Origin of the sequence: Pseudoalteromonas sp. S558 (genome assembly GCF_005886635.1) — a bacterium.
Classification (GTDB): domain Bacteria; phylum Pseudomonadota; class Gammaproteobacteria; order Enterobacterales; family Alteromonadaceae; genus Pseudoalteromonas; species Pseudoalteromonas aliena.
On the sequence record NZ_PNDU01000160.1, the window covers coordinates 1 to 18,214 of the forward strand.

The 18,214-nt window shown below is 37.7% G+C and carries 29 protein-coding genes; 22 read left to right on the forward strand and 7 right to left on the reverse strand.

Going from position 1 to position 18,214, the window contains the following annotated elements:
- Positions 1-298 precede the first annotated feature (298 nt).
- From CWB66_RS12150 to CWB66_RS12160, 3 genes are all read right to left on the reverse strand, one after another.
- Positions 299-727, reverse strand: a complete 429-nt coding sequence (locus tag CWB66_RS12150; protein ID WP_138585583.1) for a secondary thiamine-phosphate synthase enzyme YjbQ — start codon at positions 725-727, stop codon at positions 299-301.
- Complete coding sequence (locus CWB66_RS12155; RefSeq protein WP_077536036.1) at positions 724-1,191, reverse strand: chemotaxis protein CheX; 468 nt, start codon at positions 1,189-1,191, stop codon at positions 724-726. Before CWB66_RS12155 ends, CWB66_RS12150 begins: the two co-directional genes overlap by 4 nt.
- A 73-nt stretch (positions 1,192-1,264) precedes the next feature.
- Positions 1,265-1,702, reverse strand: coding sequence for a transcriptional repressor (locus CWB66_RS12160; RefSeq protein ID WP_077538837.1), 438 nt, complete (start codon positions 1,700-1,702; stop codon positions 1,265-1,267).
- Between the two features lie 94 nt (positions 1,703-1,796).
- Between CWB66_RS12160 and CWB66_RS12165 the strand changes: the two genes are divergently transcribed.
- The gene (locus CWB66_RS12165; RefSeq protein WP_077536035.1) at positions 1,797-2,417 is read left to right on the forward strand and encodes a MarC family protein; all 621 of its coding nucleotides are present in this window, start codon (positions 1,797-1,799) and stop codon (positions 2,415-2,417) included.
- Between the two features lie 218 nt (positions 2,418-2,635).
- Here the strand turns inward: CWB66_RS12165 and CWB66_RS12170 are convergent, their stop codons facing one another.
- Positions 2,636-3,001: a LexA family protein gene (locus tag CWB66_RS12170; protein ID WP_138585584.1), complete on the reverse strand. Its 366-nt coding sequence runs from the start codon at positions 2,999-3,001 to the stop codon at positions 2,636-2,638.
- Between the two features lie 77 nt (positions 3,002-3,078).
- Between CWB66_RS12170 and CWB66_RS22250 the strand changes: the two genes are divergently transcribed.
- The 3 genes from CWB66_RS22250 (at position 3,079) to CWB66_RS12180 (ending at position 4,276) form a co-directional block, all read left to right on the forward strand.
- Entirely contained in the window at positions 3,079-3,240 is a 162-nt protein-coding gene (locus CWB66_RS22250; RefSeq protein WP_171037499.1) for a hypothetical protein, read from the forward strand.
- 78 nt (positions 3,241-3,318) lie between these two features.
- Positions 3,319-3,903 (forward strand): hypothetical protein, encoded by a 585-nt coding sequence (locus tag CWB66_RS12175; protein ID WP_138585585.1) that lies wholly within the window; start codon positions 3,319-3,321, stop codon positions 3,901-3,903.
- Positions 3,896-4,276, forward strand: a complete 381-nt coding sequence (locus CWB66_RS12180) for a hypothetical protein (protein WP_138585586.1) — start codon at positions 3,896-3,898, stop codon at positions 4,274-4,276. The genes CWB66_RS12175 and CWB66_RS12180 overlap by 8 nt, the downstream gene beginning before the upstream one ends.
- Here the strand turns inward: CWB66_RS12180 and CWB66_RS12185 are convergent.
- On the reverse strand, positions 4,273-4,692 hold the full coding sequence (locus tag CWB66_RS12185; RefSeq protein ID WP_138585587.1) for a helix-turn-helix domain-containing protein: 420 nt from the start codon (positions 4,690-4,692) through the stop codon (positions 4,273-4,275). The genes CWB66_RS12180 and CWB66_RS12185 overlap by 4 nt on opposite strands.
- A gap of 411 nt (positions 4,693-5,103) precedes the next feature.
- Here CWB66_RS12185 and CWB66_RS12190 point away from each other — a divergent pair, with 411 nt between their 5' ends.
- The 3 genes from CWB66_RS12190 to CWB66_RS12200 all read left to right on the forward strand — a co-directional run bounded on the left by CWB66_RS12190 (position 5,104) and on the right by CWB66_RS12200 (position 7,048).
- Positions 5,104-5,655: a hypothetical protein gene (locus tag CWB66_RS12190; protein WP_138585588.1), complete on the forward strand. Its 552-nt coding sequence runs from the start codon at positions 5,104-5,106 to the stop codon at positions 5,653-5,655.
- On the forward strand, positions 5,656-6,000 hold the full coding sequence (locus CWB66_RS12195; protein ID WP_138585589.1) for a hypothetical protein: 345 nt from the start codon (positions 5,656-5,658) through the stop codon (positions 5,998-6,000).
- A gap of 190 nt (positions 6,001-6,190) precedes the next feature.
- Positions 6,191-7,048, forward strand: coding sequence for a hypothetical protein (locus tag CWB66_RS12200; RefSeq protein ID WP_138585590.1), 858 nt, complete (start codon positions 6,191-6,193; stop codon positions 7,046-7,048).
- A 45-nt stretch (positions 7,049-7,093) separates the two neighbouring features.
- Here the strand turns inward: CWB66_RS12200 and CWB66_RS12205 are convergent, their stop codons facing one another.
- Positions 7,094-7,555: a helix-turn-helix domain-containing protein gene (locus CWB66_RS12205; RefSeq protein WP_138585591.1), complete on the reverse strand. Its 462-nt coding sequence runs from the start codon at positions 7,553-7,555 to the stop codon at positions 7,094-7,096.
- Between the two features lie 155 nt (positions 7,556-7,710).
- On the opposite strand from CWB66_RS12205, the gene CWB66_RS12210 reads away from it, so the two are divergent.
- The 11 genes from CWB66_RS12210 (at position 7,711) to CWB66_RS12255 (ending at position 14,620) form a co-directional block, all read left to right on the forward strand.
- Complete coding sequence (locus tag CWB66_RS12210; protein WP_171037500.1) at positions 7,711-7,998, forward strand: AlpA family phage regulatory protein; 288 nt, start codon at positions 7,711-7,713, stop codon at positions 7,996-7,998.
- On the forward strand, positions 7,995-8,249 hold the full coding sequence (locus CWB66_RS12215; protein WP_138585593.1) for a pyocin activator PrtN family protein: 255 nt from the start codon (positions 7,995-7,997) through the stop codon (positions 8,247-8,249). The genes CWB66_RS12210 and CWB66_RS12215 overlap by 4 nt, the downstream gene beginning before the upstream one ends.
- A 10-nt stretch (positions 8,250-8,259) precedes the next feature.
- Positions 8,260-8,673, forward strand: a complete 414-nt coding sequence (locus CWB66_RS12220) for a hypothetical protein (RefSeq protein WP_138585594.1) — start codon at positions 8,260-8,262, stop codon at positions 8,671-8,673.
- Between the two features lie 9 nt (positions 8,674-8,682).
- On the forward strand, positions 8,683-9,273 hold the full coding sequence (locus CWB66_RS12225; RefSeq protein WP_138585595.1) for an SAM-dependent methyltransferase: 591 nt from the start codon (positions 8,683-8,685) through the stop codon (positions 9,271-9,273).
- 33 nt (positions 9,274-9,306) lie between these two features.
- The gene (locus CWB66_RS12230) at positions 9,307-9,594 is read left to right on the forward strand and encodes a hypothetical protein (RefSeq protein WP_138585596.1); all 288 of its coding nucleotides are present in this window, start codon (positions 9,307-9,309) and stop codon (positions 9,592-9,594) included.
- Between the two features lie 2 nt (positions 9,595-9,596).
- A complete protein-coding gene (locus CWB66_RS12235; protein ID WP_138585597.1) occupies positions 9,597-12,731 on the forward strand; it encodes a replication endonuclease in 3,135 nt (1,044 codons plus the stop codon).
- Between the two features lie 8 nt (positions 12,732-12,739).
- Positions 12,740-13,009 carry a hypothetical protein gene (locus CWB66_RS12240; RefSeq protein ID WP_138585598.1) on the forward strand — a complete coding sequence of 90 codons (270 nt, stop codon included), beginning with the start codon at positions 12,740-12,742 and terminating at the stop codon, positions 13,007-13,009.
- Complete coding sequence (locus CWB66_RS12245) at positions 13,006-13,341, forward strand: hypothetical protein (protein ID WP_138585599.1); 336 nt, start codon at positions 13,006-13,008, stop codon at positions 13,339-13,341. Before CWB66_RS12240 ends, CWB66_RS12245 begins: the two co-directional genes overlap by 4 nt.
- An 11-nt stretch (positions 13,342-13,352) precedes the next feature.
- Positions 13,353-13,511: a hypothetical protein gene (locus CWB66_RS22255; RefSeq protein ID WP_171037501.1), complete on the forward strand. Its 159-nt coding sequence runs from the start codon at positions 13,353-13,355 to the stop codon at positions 13,509-13,511.
- A 22-nt stretch (positions 13,512-13,533) separates the two neighbouring features.
- On the forward strand, positions 13,534-13,680 hold the full coding sequence (locus CWB66_RS23060) for an ash family protein (protein ID WP_171037502.1): 147 nt from the start codon (positions 13,534-13,536) through the stop codon (positions 13,678-13,680).
- Between the two features lie 118 nt (positions 13,681-13,798).
- A complete protein-coding gene (locus CWB66_RS12255; protein WP_138585600.1) occupies positions 13,799-14,620 on the forward strand; it encodes a KilA-N domain-containing protein in 822 nt (273 codons plus the stop codon).
- Between the two features lie 600 nt (positions 14,621-15,220).
- Here CWB66_RS12255 and CWB66_RS12260 read toward each other — a convergent pair.
- Positions 15,221-15,466, reverse strand: a complete 246-nt coding sequence (locus CWB66_RS12260; protein WP_138585601.1) for an ogr/Delta-like zinc finger family protein — start codon at positions 15,464-15,466, stop codon at positions 15,221-15,223.
- A 238-nt stretch (positions 15,467-15,704) separates the two neighbouring features.
- Here CWB66_RS12260 and CWB66_RS12265 point away from each other — a divergent pair, with 238 nt between their 5' ends.
- The 4 genes from CWB66_RS12265 (at position 15,705) to CWB66_RS12280 (ending at position 18,113) form a co-directional block, all read left to right on the forward strand.
- On the forward strand, positions 15,705-15,929 hold the full coding sequence (locus tag CWB66_RS12265; protein WP_138585602.1) for a DUF3892 domain-containing protein: 225 nt from the start codon (positions 15,705-15,707) through the stop codon (positions 15,927-15,929).
- Positions 15,930-16,002: 73 nt separating this feature from the next.
- Positions 16,003-16,290 carry a hypothetical protein gene (locus CWB66_RS12270; protein ID WP_138585603.1) on the forward strand — a complete coding sequence of 96 codons (288 nt, stop codon included), beginning with the start codon at positions 16,003-16,005 and terminating at the stop codon, positions 16,288-16,290.
- A 512-nt stretch (positions 16,291-16,802) separates the two neighbouring features.
- On the forward strand, positions 16,803-17,315 hold the full coding sequence (locus tag CWB66_RS12275; RefSeq protein ID WP_138585604.1) for a hypothetical protein: 513 nt from the start codon (positions 16,803-16,805) through the stop codon (positions 17,313-17,315).
- A 123-nt stretch (positions 17,316-17,438) separates the two neighbouring features.
- On the forward strand, positions 17,439-18,113 hold the full coding sequence (locus tag CWB66_RS12280; protein ID WP_138585605.1) for a hypothetical protein: 675 nt from the start codon (positions 17,439-17,441) through the stop codon (positions 18,111-18,113).
- Positions 18,114-18,214 lie beyond the last annotated feature (101 nt).

The window sequence follows — 18,214 nt, forward strand, 5'->3', positions numbered from 1 at the left end:
AATATTTGATAAATTTAACGAATTAAATTGCACTATAACGTCGTTAAAAATTTTTTATTTAGAACAACTAGATACAAAAATTTTTGCCTAGTTCTAGCGTAATTTTCTTAACGTTAAATAGACCCCATATATAAGCAGATTGGTATTATTCTATATGTAATATTCAGTATTGAAGTTTTGTTATTAGAAGCTATAGCTTCTCGCGCAGAGCAAGCTCTGCGCTTACAATAAAGGTGTTATACTTTAAAGGTATGAGTGAGGTAGAGAAGAGTTAATACTTTGAAACTGAGAGCTTTTGTTAAAGCCGCTCCCCCTGAATAGTTGCTATAATACGCCTAGCGCCACCAGAGTTGCGATGTTCACCTAAGTAAATACCTTGCCATGTACCTAGTGCTAAATACCCATTAGAAATAGGAATAGTTAATTCACAGCCCAATGTGCTGGTTTTAATATGTGCAGGCATGTCGTCATCGCCTTCATAATCATGACGGTAATAAGGCTGGCATTCAGGAACGAATTTATTGAAATGGCTTTCCATATCTATACGCACCGTAGGATCGGCATTTTCGTTTATAGTAAGGCTAGCGGATGTGTGTTGGATGAATAGGTGCAACAAGCCTACTGTGTAAGTAGTAAGCTCAGGGAGTTGAGACAATATTTCGTCGTCAATTAAATGAAAACCCCGCGAGCGAGGTTTTAATATTATGACCTTTTGTTGCCAACTCATAGCTTATCGAAACTAACTTCAATATTTGCATTACCAGCATCACTAGTGAATGGCATGATGATTTTTTTACCTTGACTTTTATGCGTTATTGTATGCCCTTGGCCGGATACTACAATAGGCGTTGCCATGTCAAAATCAAACCCTTTTTCACCCAATAAATTTTTGGCGCCACCGGTTACCATATTGGTTATTTCGCCAACCATGTCAGTGACTTCTTCATCAATTGAATCAGGGCGTTCACCCAGCATACGTTCCATGATAGTAAGTGCAAGCTCTTCATCAAAAGTAATTGAAAATGAACCGCGAGTTTGTGGTCCCACCATACCAATCAGACCTGATACATCGCCACACGCAATTTCATCTGTTTTGATACGCGGCTTACCAGGCTTTAATTGAGTTTGAGCCATTGTACTCAATACATTGATTAAAGAAGATAAAAAAGGATTGATGAACTCTACATTCATATTTGTTCTCTTAAATTAGTGCTATGAAATGGTTATATCATACGAGTATAGCCATTAGGAATAACTTTGGGGATTATGATGCTCTACAAGACTCACATTTACCATGCGCTTCTATAGTTTGTCCTGATACAACAAACCCGCCTTCAGCTGCTAAGTTATTTAACTCATGTGAGATAACGGTTGAATGAAGCTCTTTAACAAAACCACATGTATCGCAAATTAATAGTTGCACAGGATGAATATGATCAAAGTGATGGCACAGCATAAATGCATTTGTACTTTCAATTTTATGTATAAAGCCCAGTTCCGCTAAAAAATCTAGTGCACGATAAATAGTGGCAGGTTTAGCACCTAACTCTGTTACTTTTAGTTGTTCGAGTAAGTCGTATGCACCCACACCGCCTTGCGCACTGGCGAGCAGACGAAATACCTTCTCGCGGATCGGTGTAAAACGCGCACCGCGATTATCACATACTTGTTTTGCTTTACTTACGAGTGATTCTATATTCATCATTCTCTCATCCTTACTTTGCCATGATATACTAACATACTGTGTTGTAGTTGCAGCGTTTTTATTAAACGCTTTTTATCTAGGAAACCTAGTAATGCATGAACTATTAGCTATTTTTATTTTCTTTTTTGCGGTAATAGACCCCATTGGTACAGTGCCTGTATTTATTGCAGTTACACGTGGCGATGATGAAAAATTTAAACGTAAAGTTGTATTCAAAGCAGTGGGGGTTTCAGCCCTTGTACTTTTGTTTTTTGTTGTTGCAGGTGAGCAACTACTTAATGCCATAGCTATTCCACTTTCGGCATTTCAAATAGCAGGTGGTATCGTATTACTTATTTTTGCTCTTTCGATGATATTTGGTGAAAGTAAACCTGAAACCGAAATAAAAAGCGTCAGAGACAGTACCGAAACCGCTATTTTTCCTCTCGCAATTCCTTCTATAGCAAGCCCTGGAGCAATGTTAGGCGCCGTTTTAATGACCCGAAATGAAGAATATACGTGGGTTGAGCAGTTAATGACGTCATCTATGATGCTAGCAGTGCTGGCCATTGTGCTTGTATTACTGCTGATGGCTACACATGTTCACAAGTTAATAGGTGACAGTGGCGCCAGTATTGTGAGTAGAATAATGGGGCTTATTTTAAGCTCTGTTGCCGTGACTAATATTTTAAACGGCATCGCTCATTACTTTGGATTACAGGTATTTTCTTAACATTGATGCCCGTTAGGCTTTTGTGTAAAATGCAGCGCCTTTAAGCTGTGCTTAATAACTTTAATACCCTGAGGTTTGCTTTGGATAAATGTACTTTGGATAGACGCTTTTCTGTGGCGCCTATGTTGGATTGGACTGATAAGTAAGTATTAAAAGGCTTTAAAAGGTATCAGGGGGACTATAGGGTACCCATAAAAAGCAAGGGAACCCAATTAAGCCTATCCTAAAATATTCATTGTTCTATGCAGCCTAATAGAACTTAGCACCACACCCTCAATATTGTATTGATCATACTTAGTTAGCTTAACTGGCAAATTGTCGGGGTTGGCTGATAAAAGTTGATTGTTTTTTAAGTCCGCTATTTTACAAATATATTGACCATTTAGAACGGCAACAATCACATCGCCATTTTGCGGTTTGGCAGCTCTTTCTATTATAAGAATATCGCCGTCAAATATCCCTACACCTTCCATACTTCTGCCACTTGCCCTTCCAGCAAATGAAGAATTAGTAAGCATACTGTCATCTAAACTTTTACTAAGCTCTGTTATTTTTGGCCCTACAGATACATTAGAATCCTGCATATTTTAATACCCTGAAATAAATTATTTTGGCTCATATATTGCTAGTTTATTGATCTAATAAACTTAGGAGCAATAAAATGACACTATCAGTTTTACTACTTAGCGCGCTATCTTTAGATGTAACCCCAGCACCAAGCATGCAAAAATTGGAAAACTCAGGGGGAATTATAATTCTTAACCCAAAAAAGCCAAAAAACTCAGGCGGCATCATAATTCTTAACCCTAAAAAGCCTAAGTAAAACTGAAAAGCCAGCTTAAAGCTGGTTTTTTTGTATGCAAACGTTTAGCATTACTTTAAAAAGTAAGGCTTGAATAACATGGAACTTATAGAGGAACTTTATAATAAGTGGTTGGTAATAAAACCATACACCAGTGTTTTCTCATCACAAGCCATAATCGCTGCGGCTTTTTTAATTGCACTTATAAACTCATTACGCAAAGCAATAAATCAAAAAGAACTTCTAAGCAATTTCATAACAATTGCATTTGTTTGTATTAATTATTTACTAACTGCACTCTTAATGGAATATGTGCTTGGGTACGTCCAAAATCATAACTCAGCGGCTAGTGCTCAAAACGTATATCTAGGGTTTATTCTCTCTAACGTTCTTACGCTATTTCTCATGTATAAAGCACATATAAAGCTAAGCTATACTTTTACGCCACTATACTTTGCAGTCAACCGGCTATTTATTGTTTTAACAGCATGTCATTTGTTGCTATGGGTTAAATTAGTGGTTTTAAATTTACAACAAGAGTACGAGCAGTTTCATTATATTTACAGTTTTACAGTCTTATATATTAGTTTTTCACTGGCAGTGATCATGATTTTTCCGTATATTCTCAAAACTAAGTTCGGTCGTATCTTAATCTTCAGTTCGCCAAGGGGTGGCAATGTTTGAACTAATTTATGGAGCAATAGCAATACTATTAGTATTGTTAGCAATAAGTATCTACTTGGTAGTGCGTAAAAATATTTTTATAGAACAGGTTCGAATTAAATCAGTAGAGGCTATGTGGTTTACAATACAAGCAGAAAATGAAACCGACATAGAAAAATCTATTAGCTTATTTAATACAGCTCAAGCGTTAAAAAATGAAATAAAAGCAATAACAAATGACAACCCAGCAGTCGCAAATATTGAATTTTACGAAACGTCAGAAAGTGTAAAAGAAGAAATTCAAGAACTCAGCTTGGGCGAGTTACTAAAGCAATACGAAGAAAAATATAAAGTTGCTGAAATTTACAAAAAATACAATCAAAGCAATAACTAGTTATTGTCTTTTTGTAATTCAAATTCTTTTTCAACATACTCAAATTGAATTTTAGCAAGTTTTCGTAGCGTTTCAGGATCATCGCCACCACCTTTAATAAACCCATTCATGCTCAGCACCTGCAAGCTTTTAATTAAGCCATTATTTACCGCAATAGTTTCAAAATCACTAATCGCTTTATTATCGCTACTAGCTCCGTTTAGCAAATAGTCAAAATTTATATTCATTGCTTGGCAAGTTTTATCAATTAACTGATAAGGCACTGCACCTCTGCTAATCGCATTTGTACAAAATGAATTGCTTAAAGATAAATGACGCTCTAAAGCGGCATTCTTTTTAACACCATAAGCGGCACATAAGCGTTTAAAAATATCGCTTACTCTTTGCTGCTCTGCTGTTAGTTTCTTTTTAAACATATAATCATCCAACCAAATGAGCGTTAATACTAAACGAGTTCTATTTAAAAAACAGCCATTTATTTTAAAACTTACAAAATGTAAGTTTTTATTGCAAACAAAAATAAATGTGATATTTTCAAATCATCAAATAAAAGGGAATAGCTAACAAATAATTTATACTGTATATATATACAGTGCTTTATTGTGGGGTTAATAAATTATAGCTACAATAAAGCCAAATTATTTAAAGTAAAATGAAGGAAATACAATGAAGCACAACAGCAAATGTAATTATCAATTAGCCGCATTCATCGGCGGCGACGATAACGGCGGTGGCGGTGGTGGTGTAGAGCCACCAAAATTAAACTAAGCCAGCTTAATTTATTAACCAGCATTAATGCTGGTTAATTACACCACCAAGGAAACCAAATGATTGATTTTACAACCGCTATTGATTGGACAATTAGAACGCTAGAAGTGTTCGTTGTTATATTTTTACTCGTTACATTTAGCAAACACAGACAAGCATTATTTTTTGGCGGCAAAAATAGCTTAAAATCAATTAACGATCACACACTACACTCTTGCTTTATTGCAGCGCTCACAGTAATGGTATTTCATTTTATAAGCTCAAACCTTGCCCAACACATAATAACAATAGAAATGAGCAAACTGGCATTAAGGCAGTTTTTTTACTTCTCGATGTTTTGTTGTTCAATGGCCTTTGTAATAACACTATTCTTTTTGCATGCTATTCGCGGTTGTACATTCTCTATTACAGCGCGTTTTTGTCTATATTTGGCGTTAGCACAAGCGCTACTCCAAATGACACAGTTTGTAATGCGGGGCTTATTCGATAACAGTATATTGTCACCTGCATATAGTGCGGGTGTAGTGCTGTTAAACATAGCATCGCTCATTGTCGTTTCTATCTACCCAATTAAAAAAATAAATAGCTTAATAATAAAAGAGAGAATTTAAATGGCGCTCTTATTTGTAATGATCGTGCTTGTTTCAATTATGCTATATGCAATAGCATGCTCATTAGTATTTGGGCATAACACAATAGGGCCTGAAACTACGCTAAAGCATAAATTCAAGCATTACATGCCACAGCAAGCAATAAAACAACAAGAAGATCACGGCGTAGCGTATTCAATAGTAATGGACTTAGCTGCAGCAATAGAGCAGCCAGATAACTGGGATAAAATAGAATCAATCAGTGTAGGGCACAAACGTGTAACTAACTTTAGAAACCAAGCATTACAAAAACCAGTAAGCATTCCCCAAAGACAAGAACGCCCACAGTTCAAAATTGTTAAATAACCCGCTAATGCGGGTTATTTTTGATCATTCTTTATTTAGCTTCATTTAATTTTAGCTATTTGCCTCATTAAATATCTATACCGATATAAAAAATAGATAACAAACATGTATTTTCTTATATGTATATTTACATTGTAAAAATATTAATTATAATGAGAGTGATTATCAATAACATTAAGGATGGAATGTAATGAAGTTTATCAGTAGTTTGTTTTTTGTTTGTTCGACTATAGTTACTTGGTCAGCACAAGCTGAAACAATAAATGGTGCTGAGTGTTACCAGTGTTCAAGTGCAGAGATGCAAAGTGTAGCAAACTCATGGGCTATGAGAAATATTAATAATACATCTTTAGGTGTCGTAAATGCTAAGACGGTAAACGTAGCTGATTTGTATAATAAAAAAATATCAACGTATAAAGTTTGGCTTGAGTCTACTCCGCTACCACCACCGAGACCTCCTGTTGCTGCGCCTCGTTCCACATTAGTAGAAACTTCTGCAGTAGTTCAAAGGTATATGGAGGATGTTAAAAGCTCTATATCATTTTTAAAAGCAGAGGCTCAGTCAACTACAATAAAAGTAGGGGATGGAACAGGTCTTACTGGTCCATGGTCATTTGTAAACTGTGCATATTGCAAAACACAAGTTAATGATCAATTGAATAGTACTATGTATGCATCTATGCGTTCTGCAGAAGCAACGGTCTTGACAATAGCAAAAGCATTTGGGTTAATTAAAACTGACCTGCCAGACCAATTTATAATTCCTTTTTCATCTGGTAATGGCTACGTAAAAGTCAGCTTAAAATTACTTTCTCAACCGATTAAAATTGAGGCAACAATTGAAGAAGTTGTCGACGAGAACGGAAATAGCGTCCCTCCTTCTGCTAAGGGATTAGACCGTTTAAGAATTATGATCCAATCAGTAGGTAGTGCCAGAGCTATTAATGTAGAAATCAATCAACTCAATTATTTTTTTCCTATACAGACTGGAACAGTTACTATTAGGGATTGCAGCGGCATAAATGCACCAGCATGTGGTTCTAATTAGAGTAGATTTTAAAAACACTAAAAAGCCCGCTTAATGCGGGCTTTTTTATGCTGTTTTTTGGCTGTTGGTGGGTTTGCTTGCGCGGGCGTCAATAATCGGTTTTAAGTCTTTTAGTAGTAATTTACCGCAGTCGTTAATATCAATCTTTTTATCTGGGTTTACCTTAAACCAATCAAGATGGAAAAACATCAGCAACGATTTAATAGACGTATCAATAAATTGCTTTTCAAACTCTTCTTCATTTAATAAACCTTGCTCACTGATGAAATCACCTGGCGCAATTTGCCCAAGCTCAGGGTTTGTTTCATCTGTGAATAGCCACATAAAGTACATTTTTGTTTTTGGATGGTTAGCTATTTTCTTAATCGTGTTGCCGCTTGGCTCATTTCCTAACTCGTAACGCTTGTAACCACTAAGGCCAATATCGAGCATTTCAGCAAATTTAGCTTGTGAAAAACCCATTGACTCACGAATTAGTTTTAGTTTGATACCAATATTTGTTGACATGGTTTTAAATCGATCCTATATTTGGTTTGAGTTTGATACCAAAACTCATATATTGGTTTGTGATTTTAATTATCATTTAAAAAAATGAACTAATTTAAAAGATTAGCACATAAATGGTTCATTTAGGAACCAAAGAAAAATTCTTAGGGGTCAATATGGATACTGAAAAATACAGAAAAAACTTACAGGGTGAAGTAGTTGGCCCTGATGAAAAGTTCTTAAAGCGCGATCAAGTAATGGAGATGTGCAGTATTTCACATTCGCATATTTACTACTTAATGAATAAAGGCATGTTTCCTAAGTCACAACGAATTGCAAATTGTAGCGTTGTTTGGCTTGAGTCAGACATAAATTTATGGCGTTCAATGAACACTAAGCATTTCTTTGCCGAGTACGGCGAGCAAATTAAGGCACAAAAATTAGGTGAAGGCGCAGCCGCATGAACATGACCTTTGCACTTTTAGCGATATACAACACCCCAGCGGTGCCGCTTAAAGACATTTGTGAGGAATATTTAGGCCTTAAGTTTAAAACAGCCGAACAAAAAGCAAAAGCAGCACAGTTACCTATACCCACTTTTAAAATTCGCGACTCAGAACGTGCACCGACAATGGTAAACGTAAACGACCTAGGCGCGTATTTACAAGCACGTTACGACGCAGGCCAAAAAGAATGGCAAAGCGTAAATAACTAGGAGCATAACTATGGCAAATGCAGCATTAGAAATTGCAAAAAAACGCGATATTACAGACGTAAATGAACAGCCTGAAAGAACTCAGTTAAAAGTTGTTGATGTAAAACCAACACCAAAGGGGCTTACTGAGATTAAAGGATTATTTAATAGCGATCGTCATACCGCTGAATATGTATATACGCACTTGAGTAAACCGCAGCAAGTAATTGTGTGTTATTCGGCAGGGCTATCTAAAAGTGACTTGGAAAGGAGCTATCACCAATTTGACCGTGAAAAGCGCCTTAAAATTCATCAAGCTATTTTACAGCTTCAAGAAATAGTAACCGCCTTTGTTGATGCTAATGCCATGACACCAAGCCGTTTTTTACAAAAGCGAGATTTTAGCATTGCTAAAAATACTCAAAAAATAGAACAAGCACACTAGGGGCTGATCATGAGTTCAACTAATCGAGGAACCGAGCGCAATGCAGATGATTACTACGTAACACCGCATTGGCTTATTGAAGATTTTTTAGCAGCCTTTAGCGAAAACTGCCGTTTTATTTTTGATCCAGAAGAGGGTCCTATTGTATTAGACCCAAGCGCAGGCGGCTGTAACAAATACGAAATGAGTTATCCAACTGTACTAGAAAAGCACGACTTTACTGTGGACAGCTGGGACATTCGCGAAGACTCACGCGCAAAATTTAAAGGCCGTGACTTTTTAAGTATTGACCCGACTTATACGCCTGCTTATCAAATTATTATCACTAACCCACCTTTTAACGTAGCGCAAGAGTTTACAGAACATGCTCTAAAAATGGTTCCTAATGGCGGCTTAGTGATCATGCTGCAACGCCTTAATTGGTTAGGTAGCCAAAAGCGTAAACCTATGTGGCAAAAACTGCCATTAGCGGCCGTTTATGTTCACAGTAAGCGCCCAGGCTTTGATCCGCTAAAACCAAGTAAAACCGATTCAACCGAATACGCCCACTTTGTATTTTGCAAAGGCTACGAGCTAGCCCCTGAACTTTTTGTAATTTAACGCCCAAAAACAACACCCAAAGGAATACTAAAAATGACCACTATCAAAGACCAAGATCTAACTAAAAATCAGCAATTACTTAAAAACATTGTTGAACACGCTATCGACCAAGCCAACTTTACTATTCGCAATTTAAACAAACGCCCAACGGTTTGCATGCTTATGGAGTGTGAAAACTGCCTAACTGACTTAATGCCAGTGGTGCAATTAATAGCGGTTGATCACATTGAATACGCGCCAGTTTACGACCAAATGCAAAGCGCATTAGACGCCGCACAAATTCATGGTGAGCCTAAAATCATTGAAATTGAGCTTAATTAATAATGAGCATGTGGCCCATTGTCAGTTTTGATGTTGTAACAGCGGCTTTAACTATGGTTAAGGCCGTTGACGACATTGACCACCGCACAACATTAATAAACGGCCTTGGCCGTTTTACTGCGTATAGCCAATATAAAATGGTTAAGCAGTACATTGCCAAAATAACCCCACCTAGTGATGCCTGGTATAAAGACGAGCCCATAAACCCAAGCGAAAAAGCAAACGCTTGGTTTTATGATGAGCTTAAAACTGCACAACACCGCATTGATGTAACCAATCTAAAACTAAGTAAGCCGGCTAAATCGGCGCTTAAAAAAGTGCACAACAATAATATTCATAATTTTATTGTTAAAGACATAATCCAAAGCGGCCGTAAGCCAAGTATACAAGCAAGCTTTGTACGCCAAACTGCCAGTAATATGGAATTTGCACAAAAGCAACGCAACGTAAAAAAGCAACAACCTGTGCCAAGCCAGAATTTACAGCAGCCGGTTGGCGATCAGGTTACTAAGTCTGCCATGTCGGTTATTGCTGCTATTGACGATGCGTATCAAGTTGCGCATGTTTATAAGTGTTTAGCTACCGTGCCTAAGCCGCTGCAAATGCGCGTAGCTAAACGTTATATTGATAAGTACACGCACATTAAAAACACCGGTAAAGCGAATGGCGAAACCGAACAGCAATACAACGAAAGGCTAATAAACAGTAGCCGCAAAAACTACGACTTTAGCGATATAAAAACAGCGCATAAAAAGCCAGCAATTACAGTGGCCGAAGTGCGCAAGCAAATTAAAGCAAATGATTGGTTACGCCGCACAGTTGCAACGTTGCAACCACGCATAAAAATACTCGAGCAAATTACTAATGCTATGCCGCTGCCTTGGCATATTTTGGCCAACGCAGATAAAACCAAAAAACACGCAAATGTATTGGCAATGCAAGTGGCCGAAATAATAGCCGACCTAGCAAAAGAACACCCAACGTGGGATGCAACCGATATACACGAAAAAGTAAACGAGTACGCGGCACAATTTACTGTGCAATTACAGTTTACTGAAAAGGGCGATTACTTAACCGTACCCGATGCAGAAGTAGCGCTTTTAAAAGCACAAGATCATAAGTGGTGGGCGCGTAAGCTTAAAACTATTCGTAGCCGTTACCTTGAACACCTAGAAATTGCCACAGGCGAAGTAGGGCGCGACCTATTCAACAGCACCGATAAAAAAGGCAATAAAAGCAACGGCCGCCGTGGTATTAACGCATATTGCTCAAAACAAGCCGTTGCCGAATACACCACAAACCGCGAACGCGGGCAACGTTACCTAGAAAGCCTAGAATTAGTAAACGAACAAAACGATGTTATATCGCTAATGAAAGCGGTAGAAGCAGGTGTTGCCAACCCCGAAAACATGCGTAACGAATTAATGCTACGCATACGCGAAACCGAAGAACTGGCCGACGAAATGGGCTATACCGGTGGCTTTTATAACATTACAGCGCCTAGCCGTTTTCATGCAAATTCGCCAACGTGGGATGGGTCAACCCCAAAAGACGCAAGCCTTTATTTAAACAAACTCTATTCGCAAGCGCGCGCCAAATTAGACCGCCTTGAAATACCGTATTTTGGCATTCGTGTAGCTGAGCCACACGCCGACGGTTGCACTCACTGGCATATGCTTTTATGGATGCCAGCGCGTTACTACGACCAAGTTAACCATTTATTACGCCGCTACTTTACCCGCGACGACCGCGAGGTATTTTTTCAGCGTTTTAAAAACCGCAAAGCATTACGTGCCCGCTACACAAAAGCGCGCCGTATTTGGGGTTTAAACAAATCTAAAAAAGTGTACACACGTGCACCGATTAAAAACTACTTTCCGAGTAGCCCGCGCTACACAGCTATTAAAATGCTCCCTGCGCAAATTGGCAAAGATGGTAAAAAGTCAGGCGGCGCAGCAGCCTACGTTGCTAAGTACGTAAGCAAAAATATTGATGGCTTCGCACTGGCAAACGAGTACGACGCAGAAACAGGCGAAAAGCTCACCCAAGCAGTTAACCCAGTTAAAGCATGGGCCAGCACGTGGGGTATTAGGCAGTTTCAATTTCAAAAATCACCCTCTATTACTATTTGGCGCGAATTGCGCCGAGTGCGCGAAGAAGTGCAAGGCAACGAGCAACTAGAACAAGTACGTAAAGCCGCCGACGCTGGCGACTTTAAAACCTTTGTTACCTTAATGGGTGGCTTTGGTATTGGCCGCGATGCCCGTTTTAAACCTGCCTACCAACACACCGAATACGGTAACGAATACGCCGAATTTACCAAACGCTTAAAAGGCGTTGAAGATACAACAGGCCTTTGCACGTTGGTAACTCGCTTACATACCTGGTCTAAGCAAACCATAGGCACCGCAGCAAACGATAACACCGCTGCAATTGATGGGCAGGATGCTAACAACGTCGGCGCAGCCGACCTACCTTGGACTAGTGGGAATAATCGTACGCCTTTAGCTGTAGGGCATACAGACGAATTATTGTTAGATATGATCAGTTTTACAAAAAAACAGATCGCAAGCGTTAAAAAGGATCTGTTAGCAGGTAAGCGGGTTAAAAATAACGGCCTTATTTACCTAATAAAAGACGGTCATTTAGTCATATTAGACGAAAAAGCGCAGCAAAAAGAGCAACGCCAGCACGCTATTGACTACATAGCCAATAGCGAAGCGCAAAAACACGCCTCAAATAACGAACAAACCACGGTTAAATGTAAAAACAAGCTAAGCGACTTTAGCCCTGCGCAAATTCAAGCGCTAAACCAAGGCGGCAACGTGATCAGCGGCAACCGCGTGTACTACATGCAAGAACGCGAGCTGCACAGCTTTGAGCAACTAAGCATGCAGGCGCCAAAATCGGCTATTAAGCCTGCCCCAACCGAAAAGCATTACGCATATGCCCGTGAGCTTTACGACTTAGCATTTATGTATGCAGAGCTAGACGGGCGCAGCGAACCGTCAAACACCCAATTTAAAAAATACCATTCAGACATTATCGGCGATTTAGATTTAGCCCGCTTAGTGCTTGCTGGTGAAGCATCAGCAATCAGCGACAACGATTGGTGGTCACTGGATTTAATGGCGTAGGAGAGAAAATGACTATTCAAATTTCAAAAGTACTCATGCCAAAGGCATGTATTAGTTGCCAGGCATTTTGCCCAAAAGGTTATGCAGAGGATCAGCACAGTCCGTTTATTACTAAATTCGATAAGCCCGCGCCCAAAACCCAATACGGCCAGTGCGGTAAAACCGATAACAGCGTATTTGCCACCGAAATTTGCACCGGCTACCAGCAAGAACCTAACGCCGACGTATTTACAGTAACTAACAGACCACAATCAAAACAGCAGGAGCAACGATCATGAGCTGCACATGCACATGCACATGTAATGCAAAACACGTATACACAGCTATCAAAGGCAAAGTGTACAAAAGCGATTTCATTAAAGAAACGTTACAAGGCTACAACGTAGTGAATGGCATTAGAAAATATCACCACCTTGTGTGGAAAAAGAAGTTGCGCGTTGGTTGGCTGTTTGAATGCCAAAAGCCGTTTTATACAGAGTGTTCATTTTTAAATGAAAGCGAAGCAATTGAATATGCTAATAAGCAAATTCTATGCATGGAAACCTACTACAAAGCTGAGTTACAAAAAATCACTGCGCTAAAGACTCAAATTTCAAACCGAATAGCATAAAAATGAACATTATGAAAACACCCGTAAAGCGCTGCAATTGGGTATATCACTCAGTTGTTAAACTAAAGAAAAACTTTGAAGCGCTACCGCCAACTTATTCCGTTTCTACGTGGGCTGAAAAGTTAGCTGACGTAAATCAACAGCCGCAATACGGGAGACAACGCCAATAACATAGTATTGACAGTGCGCCTTGTGCGGGGCTATAGTAAAAAGGCACTGGCAAAATCCAGTGCCGGGATTCGAACCCCGCAATTAACAAAGGTGCATTGTCACCAGCTTTTTAGCTGGTTTTTTAATGCGCGCGCTTTAGCACACCCATATTATGGTGAGCTGGAGTGAGGCCACTTCGGTGGGCCGTTTCTTTGTTTGCGGTAGTTCGAACCTCGCTTTAGCTTGCCACCCAAAAATTCGAACTTTTGAGTGGCTTAAATGCATATACAAAACAAAGGTTCTTATTATGAACAACCAACTTATCATCTCAAATACTCTAATCCCTGTTGATCATTACAACCGTGTAAACTTAAACGCACTGCATAAAGCCAGTGGGCTAGGTAAGCACAAAGCGCCAAATAAATGGTTGTCGAACGTATCTACCAAAGAATTAATTTTAGAGTTAAATTCAGATCTGAGCTTAGGTAAAATAGAGCAGACCCCGAATTCGGGGTCTGCTCTAGAAGTGAACAACGGCGGCTCTAATCGTGGCACATTCGCCCACGAACTATTAGCCATATCTTACGCTGGCTGGATCAGCCCAAAATTTCAATTAGAAGTAAACCGCATATTCTTAGCTGTAAAACGCGCAAGCACTAAACAAACTGCAAAAGCACTACCGCAACATACACCACACCCATATTTTGATACAGACGTAGCTTTTAGCAATGTTAACCACACCAAGGCACTGGCAATAAAAGATCCCTGCATAGAAATGGGTAGTACCATAGCAACATGCTCTTTAACCGTTGCACGTATATTTAACCGCCCACATGATGAAATAATTGATTTAATACGTAACTTAAAATGCTCAACCGATTTTAAATACAGCAACTTTAGCGCGGAGTTAATAGGGGATATCACCAGCGGCCAGTTTGTATTTTACATAACCAAAGACGGCCTAACCTTTTTAATGATGGATTTAAACCTAGGCGCCGATATTAAAGAAGGTTACATACGCGAATTTAACGTCAAAAAACGCGCCCAACTCTACGGCCACCCCACACCAGACAACACTCGATTTTTAGCCCCACTAGGCCAAGTAGGTGATCAGTTAGCAAAGTATTAAAAACAAAAAAGGGCTAAATTTCTTTAGCCCTTTATAATTACATTGCTAGTAGTGTACTTATTGCAACTATTAAGTGTGAAACATTAATAATCGCACGATCTGAAATCTCTAAGGATAAATTGATTTTCAATTTATTATCCTCCAATTTTTAGATGTGGGTTGCTCAAGATTCCAGAATAAGTTACGCTCTTTTTGCAAACCAAAGCGCTTAGCTGAAATCTTAGCAAGTGACTTCCCCAACACCATATTACCAGTATGGTGTTGGGCCCTCCCCTGAAACACGACACTATATGTAGTATGATTTTCAAGTTCCGTAACAAGATAGAGTGGTTTAATCTGTTTTGCAAGGGACATAATTGCACCTAAATGTGGATAACTCTGGGATAACGCATTTGTGTTAGTAAGCGTTAACCTTTGATCATTAGGTTGGTCTGAAATTTGCAAAAATCAACGTACGATGTACTAAATTTGCGCATTGTAGAAATAAAAACCAAGTGAGTTTTTTATCATCACGTTGAGTTCGTTTTTTAATCACTCCTTAAGTTTTCTATACAGAAGTGCCTGTTAGGCAAAGAAAAAATCTTTGATTTAAATTACTTTTTATAGCCCAATTAATTCTAATTGTTGTTCTCGAGGTAAGTTTTTAATAAGCGATGCGGCTAATTGCGCCGTGGTTTTACACGGTGGGTTTAAGAAGTGATCAAACGATTGGGTAATACGGAACGTAGCCCCGCATTCACGGGTATTGGTGCACGAGCAATATAAATTAACAACATGGGCGCTTTGCTTTTCGCGTGACGTAATTGTTGCTTTAGCTTCGCAATTTGGGCATGTAACCCGCGCCATAATAACCACCAATCGTTAATAAAAATGAACTGTCATTATATACAGTAGTCGCGTGTGTGCCAAATAACCATTTAATTATTAGCTGAGAATCAAAAGGCTCTGTTAGTGATTTTAAAAATTGATAAATTACCTTGTTGAGCTATTCTGTATTAACCAAATAACTTCTTATTGGAGATAAGCAAGTTATTCTCTAAGTTTATAAATAATAATTGTCACACAATTAAATTTGAGGTTTATTATGTCAGGAAAAAAAATAGTTGATGCTAAAAATGATTCTAAAGGAAATGTTAATGCAATAAAGTTGGAAGGAAACTCTTCATTTACTCCATTGGCAACAGCAATAAAAATGACAGAGAGAGGTCAAATAAATGCTGTAGTTGTAAAGCCTAAAAATGGAAATGAGTACATAAGAACAAAACCAGATGGAAAAAAGAAAAATAATTTAGATAATTTAGCTAAGTGAGTCTTTAAAAAGCTAATATTTATTATAATGTTATATGCATACAAATTATTACATAAAGAAATAAGGATTAGAAATGTATTACTTCGATGAAGTGATTGAAGAGGAAATTAACGGTAGATTCTATCTTTCTTTGAAAAATTCAGAAGTTTCAGAAATATATTATCCCGATAAACCTCGTATATCAAAATTAAATAGTGGTTTTGAAGGCTGTAAATTAAAGATCCTTTCTTCTCCAGAGGTATATTGTTATCAAGGAGTACTAAATACAAAAGAAGAAATGGATGAGCTGTCAAATAATATTATGGAGATAATCCAATCGGCAGATTTTAAAAATAATAGCATACTCTTTCCCCCTATATAAATAACTAGAAAGCGGTAGTTACAAACTCACGCTTTCTTAAATTGTCTGCTCTAAAAGCAGGTTAACTCCTGCGTTGAAATAGCCATAGCACAATTTAAATATAAAGTATCTTTTGTCCCACATTAGTTTCAGATCTTGTCTGAAAAAAATATTCAATTAATAGCATACTATTTACTTTTTGACCCTAGGCTACTTCACCAGTCATTAATTTAATTAGCAGTTTTCATATTTTTAAAATGCTTTACATCGTACTTAATTGGATTGCTAAGATCTACGGAAAAGTGTCGGCTGAGAACTAAATGTTTGAAAATTCACTCCTCCTCGCCTTCCGCTTTCGTGCAAAAAATGCGTCAAATTGACAACCCCAGTGACACAGTGCTTTTAGCTAGGCCTTATTACTAAAGGATCTAAAAGAAAGTTAAAAAGGATCGCATTGTCAAAAGTGTGACAATGTTTGACAATAAAGTGACAGTAAAACTCGATAAAATTATTTCTTTATTGCCCGAGCAGTTATGAAATATTCATATTCACTTCCAGCCACAGCAATTGCTATTCTAGCTGCAAGCTTTTCTTTTAATGCGATCAGTTCTGATAACTCGGTTATTGAGTCATCTACAGTTCAAGTAAAAGAACCTTATGATCAAGTTGCATCATTAAACTCTATTCTAGATTTTAAAGAATCATCTAAAAATGAGAACACAGCTAGTGCTTATGAGCGTTGTAGTCCTACCACTTATACTAGATATACTAGTTTAAAATTGGGACAGACTAAAACTATCGCAAGCTTTACTTATAACGGCGGTGATTGTAATAGATATGGCTTTTCAATTATGCGTAACTGGGAAGGGCAGGATTTTAAAGTGACCTTGGTTGATACTAATGGTGATAGAGTTGCAGGTGGGTATAGTGTATCAGTTTCGACTTCTATCTTTGAGTCAGGAACTTATTATTGGCAAGTTGAAAATAAGTCGCTAACCGGAGCAACTTATGGCGGAATTTCTTATGAAGTAAGATCTGGTGGCTAATGAAGGCTTGTATTAACAACTCATTTCTATGAGTTGTTAATTTTCAGGTATTCAAAAATAAAACTTAAGCTTTATAAAATTAAGTCGATAAAAAAGAATATAAAACTTTAAAATGGATTTTTTATGAAAATTAACTCTAACCTACTATCTATCCAATTGGAAAGAAAAGTAACTCTTTCCAAAAACATTGATGATGAAAAACAAAAAGCGCTTTCCTCAGAAGTAAGACAAAATAGCTTAGATGGGGAAAAAATAAGTCAGCAAGATCCTAATGTTAAAGATGAAAAAGAAAATAAGAATTTTGACTCATCGTTGAATAAGAGCAGTGCATATCAAGAAATCTTTAAATTAAAAGAGTTAGACTTTTCTAATATGAGTATAAAAGAGCTTTATAACATCGTTAGAAATGTAAATGAGATGGAAAAAAAATATACAATGACATATGGTGATGACGAACCTGTTAGGCTTGGTAAATTAGGAAACCCCATAATATCTAAGCATACTGAGGATATGAATAGTTTAGAGGCTAAGCTAAGCATACTTTCCTATGGTAAAGGAAACGTAGATCCAGATAAAAAAATTAATGTTTTGGAGTATCTTTCTAGTAGTTCAGAAAAGTTAGAAAACCTTACGAAGGAATTTCCTGACAATCTGAATTATCAAGTTAGAGCCTCTTTTATGAAAGAAATTATTAATACATTTGATAAATTTATATCAGATGATTCTTTGGATGTGTATCAAGAAAAAGCTACTTTGTTGTTAGCAGATAAAATTGAAGAAGTAGATATTTTCATTTAAAAAGGCATCCACAGTGTTTAACCTTTCGTTTCTTAGGCTCAAATGTCAGGTTTGATAAAATATCATAAGTCAAAGCTGATAGCTTAAATTAAAACTTTTTC

What these genes read in the sequence shown, in the direction of transcription:
- CWB66_RS12150 (WP_138585583.1), bottom strand. Translation starts at nt 727, where the DNA reads ATGAGTTGGCAACAAAAGGTCATAATATTAAAACCTCGCTCGCGGGGT.
- CWB66_RS12155 (WP_077536036.1), bottom strand. Translation starts at nt 1,191, where the DNA reads ATGAATGTAGAGTTCATCAATCCTTTTTTATCTTCTTTAATCAATGTA.
- CWB66_RS12160 (WP_077538837.1), bottom strand. Translation starts at nt 1,702, where the DNA reads ATGAATATAGAATCACTCGTAAGTAAAGCAAAACAAGTATGTGATAAT.
- CWB66_RS12165 (WP_077536035.1), top strand. Translation starts at nt 1,797, where the DNA reads ATGCATGAACTATTAGCTATTTTTATTTTCTTTTTTGCGGTAATAGAC.
- CWB66_RS12170 (WP_138585584.1), bottom strand. Translation starts at nt 3,001, where the DNA reads ATGCAGGATTCTAATGTATCTGTAGGGCCAAAAATAACAGAGCTTAGT.
- CWB66_RS22250 (WP_171037499.1), top strand. Translation starts at nt 3,079, where the DNA reads ATGACACTATCAGTTTTACTACTTAGCGCGCTATCTTTAGATGTAACC.
- CWB66_RS12175 (WP_138585585.1), top strand. Translation starts at nt 3,319, where the DNA reads ATGGAACTTATAGAGGAACTTTATAATAAGTGGTTGGTAATAAAACCA.
- CWB66_RS12180 (WP_138585586.1), top strand. Translation starts at nt 3,896, where the DNA reads ATGTTTGAACTAATTTATGGAGCAATAGCAATACTATTAGTATTGTTA.
- CWB66_RS12185 (WP_138585587.1), bottom strand. Translation starts at nt 4,692, where the DNA reads ATGTTTAAAAAGAAACTAACAGCAGAGCAGCAAAGAGTAAGCGATATT.
- CWB66_RS12190 (WP_138585588.1), top strand. Translation starts at nt 5,104, where the DNA reads ATGATTGATTTTACAACCGCTATTGATTGGACAATTAGAACGCTAGAA.
- CWB66_RS12195 (WP_138585589.1), top strand. Translation starts at nt 5,656, where the DNA reads ATGGCGCTCTTATTTGTAATGATCGTGCTTGTTTCAATTATGCTATAT.
- CWB66_RS12200 (WP_138585590.1), top strand. Translation starts at nt 6,191, where the DNA reads ATGAAGTTTATCAGTAGTTTGTTTTTTGTTTGTTCGACTATAGTTACT.
- CWB66_RS12205 (WP_138585591.1), bottom strand. Translation starts at nt 7,555, where the DNA reads ATGTCAACAAATATTGGTATCAAACTAAAACTAATTCGTGAGTCAATG.
- CWB66_RS12210 (WP_171037500.1), top strand. Translation starts at nt 7,711, where the DNA reads ATGGATACTGAAAAATACAGAAAAAACTTACAGGGTGAAGTAGTTGGC.
- CWB66_RS12215 (WP_138585593.1), top strand. Translation starts at nt 7,995, where the DNA reads ATGAACATGACCTTTGCACTTTTAGCGATATACAACACCCCAGCGGTG.
- CWB66_RS12220 (WP_138585594.1), top strand. Translation starts at nt 8,260, where the DNA reads ATGGCAAATGCAGCATTAGAAATTGCAAAAAAACGCGATATTACAGAC.
- CWB66_RS12225 (WP_138585595.1), top strand. Translation starts at nt 8,683, where the DNA reads ATGAGTTCAACTAATCGAGGAACCGAGCGCAATGCAGATGATTACTAC.
- CWB66_RS12230 (WP_138585596.1), top strand. Translation starts at nt 9,307, where the DNA reads ATGACCACTATCAAAGACCAAGATCTAACTAAAAATCAGCAATTACTT.
- CWB66_RS12235 (WP_138585597.1), top strand. Translation starts at nt 9,597, where the DNA reads ATGAGCATGTGGCCCATTGTCAGTTTTGATGTTGTAACAGCGGCTTTA.
- CWB66_RS12240 (WP_138585598.1), top strand. Translation starts at nt 12,740, where the DNA reads ATGACTATTCAAATTTCAAAAGTACTCATGCCAAAGGCATGTATTAGT.
- CWB66_RS12245 (WP_138585599.1), top strand. Translation starts at nt 13,006, where the DNA reads ATGAGCTGCACATGCACATGCACATGTAATGCAAAACACGTATACACA.
- CWB66_RS22255 (WP_171037501.1), top strand. Translation starts at nt 13,353, where the DNA reads ATGAAAACACCCGTAAAGCGCTGCAATTGGGTATATCACTCAGTTGTT.
- CWB66_RS12255 (WP_138585600.1), top strand. Translation starts at nt 13,799, where the DNA reads ATGAACAACCAACTTATCATCTCAAATACTCTAATCCCTGTTGATCAT.
- CWB66_RS12260 (WP_138585601.1), bottom strand. Translation starts at nt 15,466, where the DNA reads ATGGCGCGGGTTACATGCCCAAATTGCGAAGCTAAAGCAACAATTACG.
- CWB66_RS12265 (WP_138585602.1), top strand. Translation starts at nt 15,705, where the DNA reads ATGTCAGGAAAAAAAATAGTTGATGCTAAAAATGATTCTAAAGGAAAT.
- CWB66_RS12270 (WP_138585603.1), top strand. Translation starts at nt 16,003, where the DNA reads ATGTATTACTTCGATGAAGTGATTGAAGAGGAAATTAACGGTAGATTC.
- CWB66_RS12275 (WP_138585604.1), top strand. Translation starts at nt 16,803, where the DNA reads ATGAAATATTCATATTCACTTCCAGCCACAGCAATTGCTATTCTAGCT.
- CWB66_RS12280 (WP_138585605.1), top strand. Translation starts at nt 17,439, where the DNA reads ATGAAAATTAACTCTAACCTACTATCTATCCAATTGGAAAGAAAAGTA.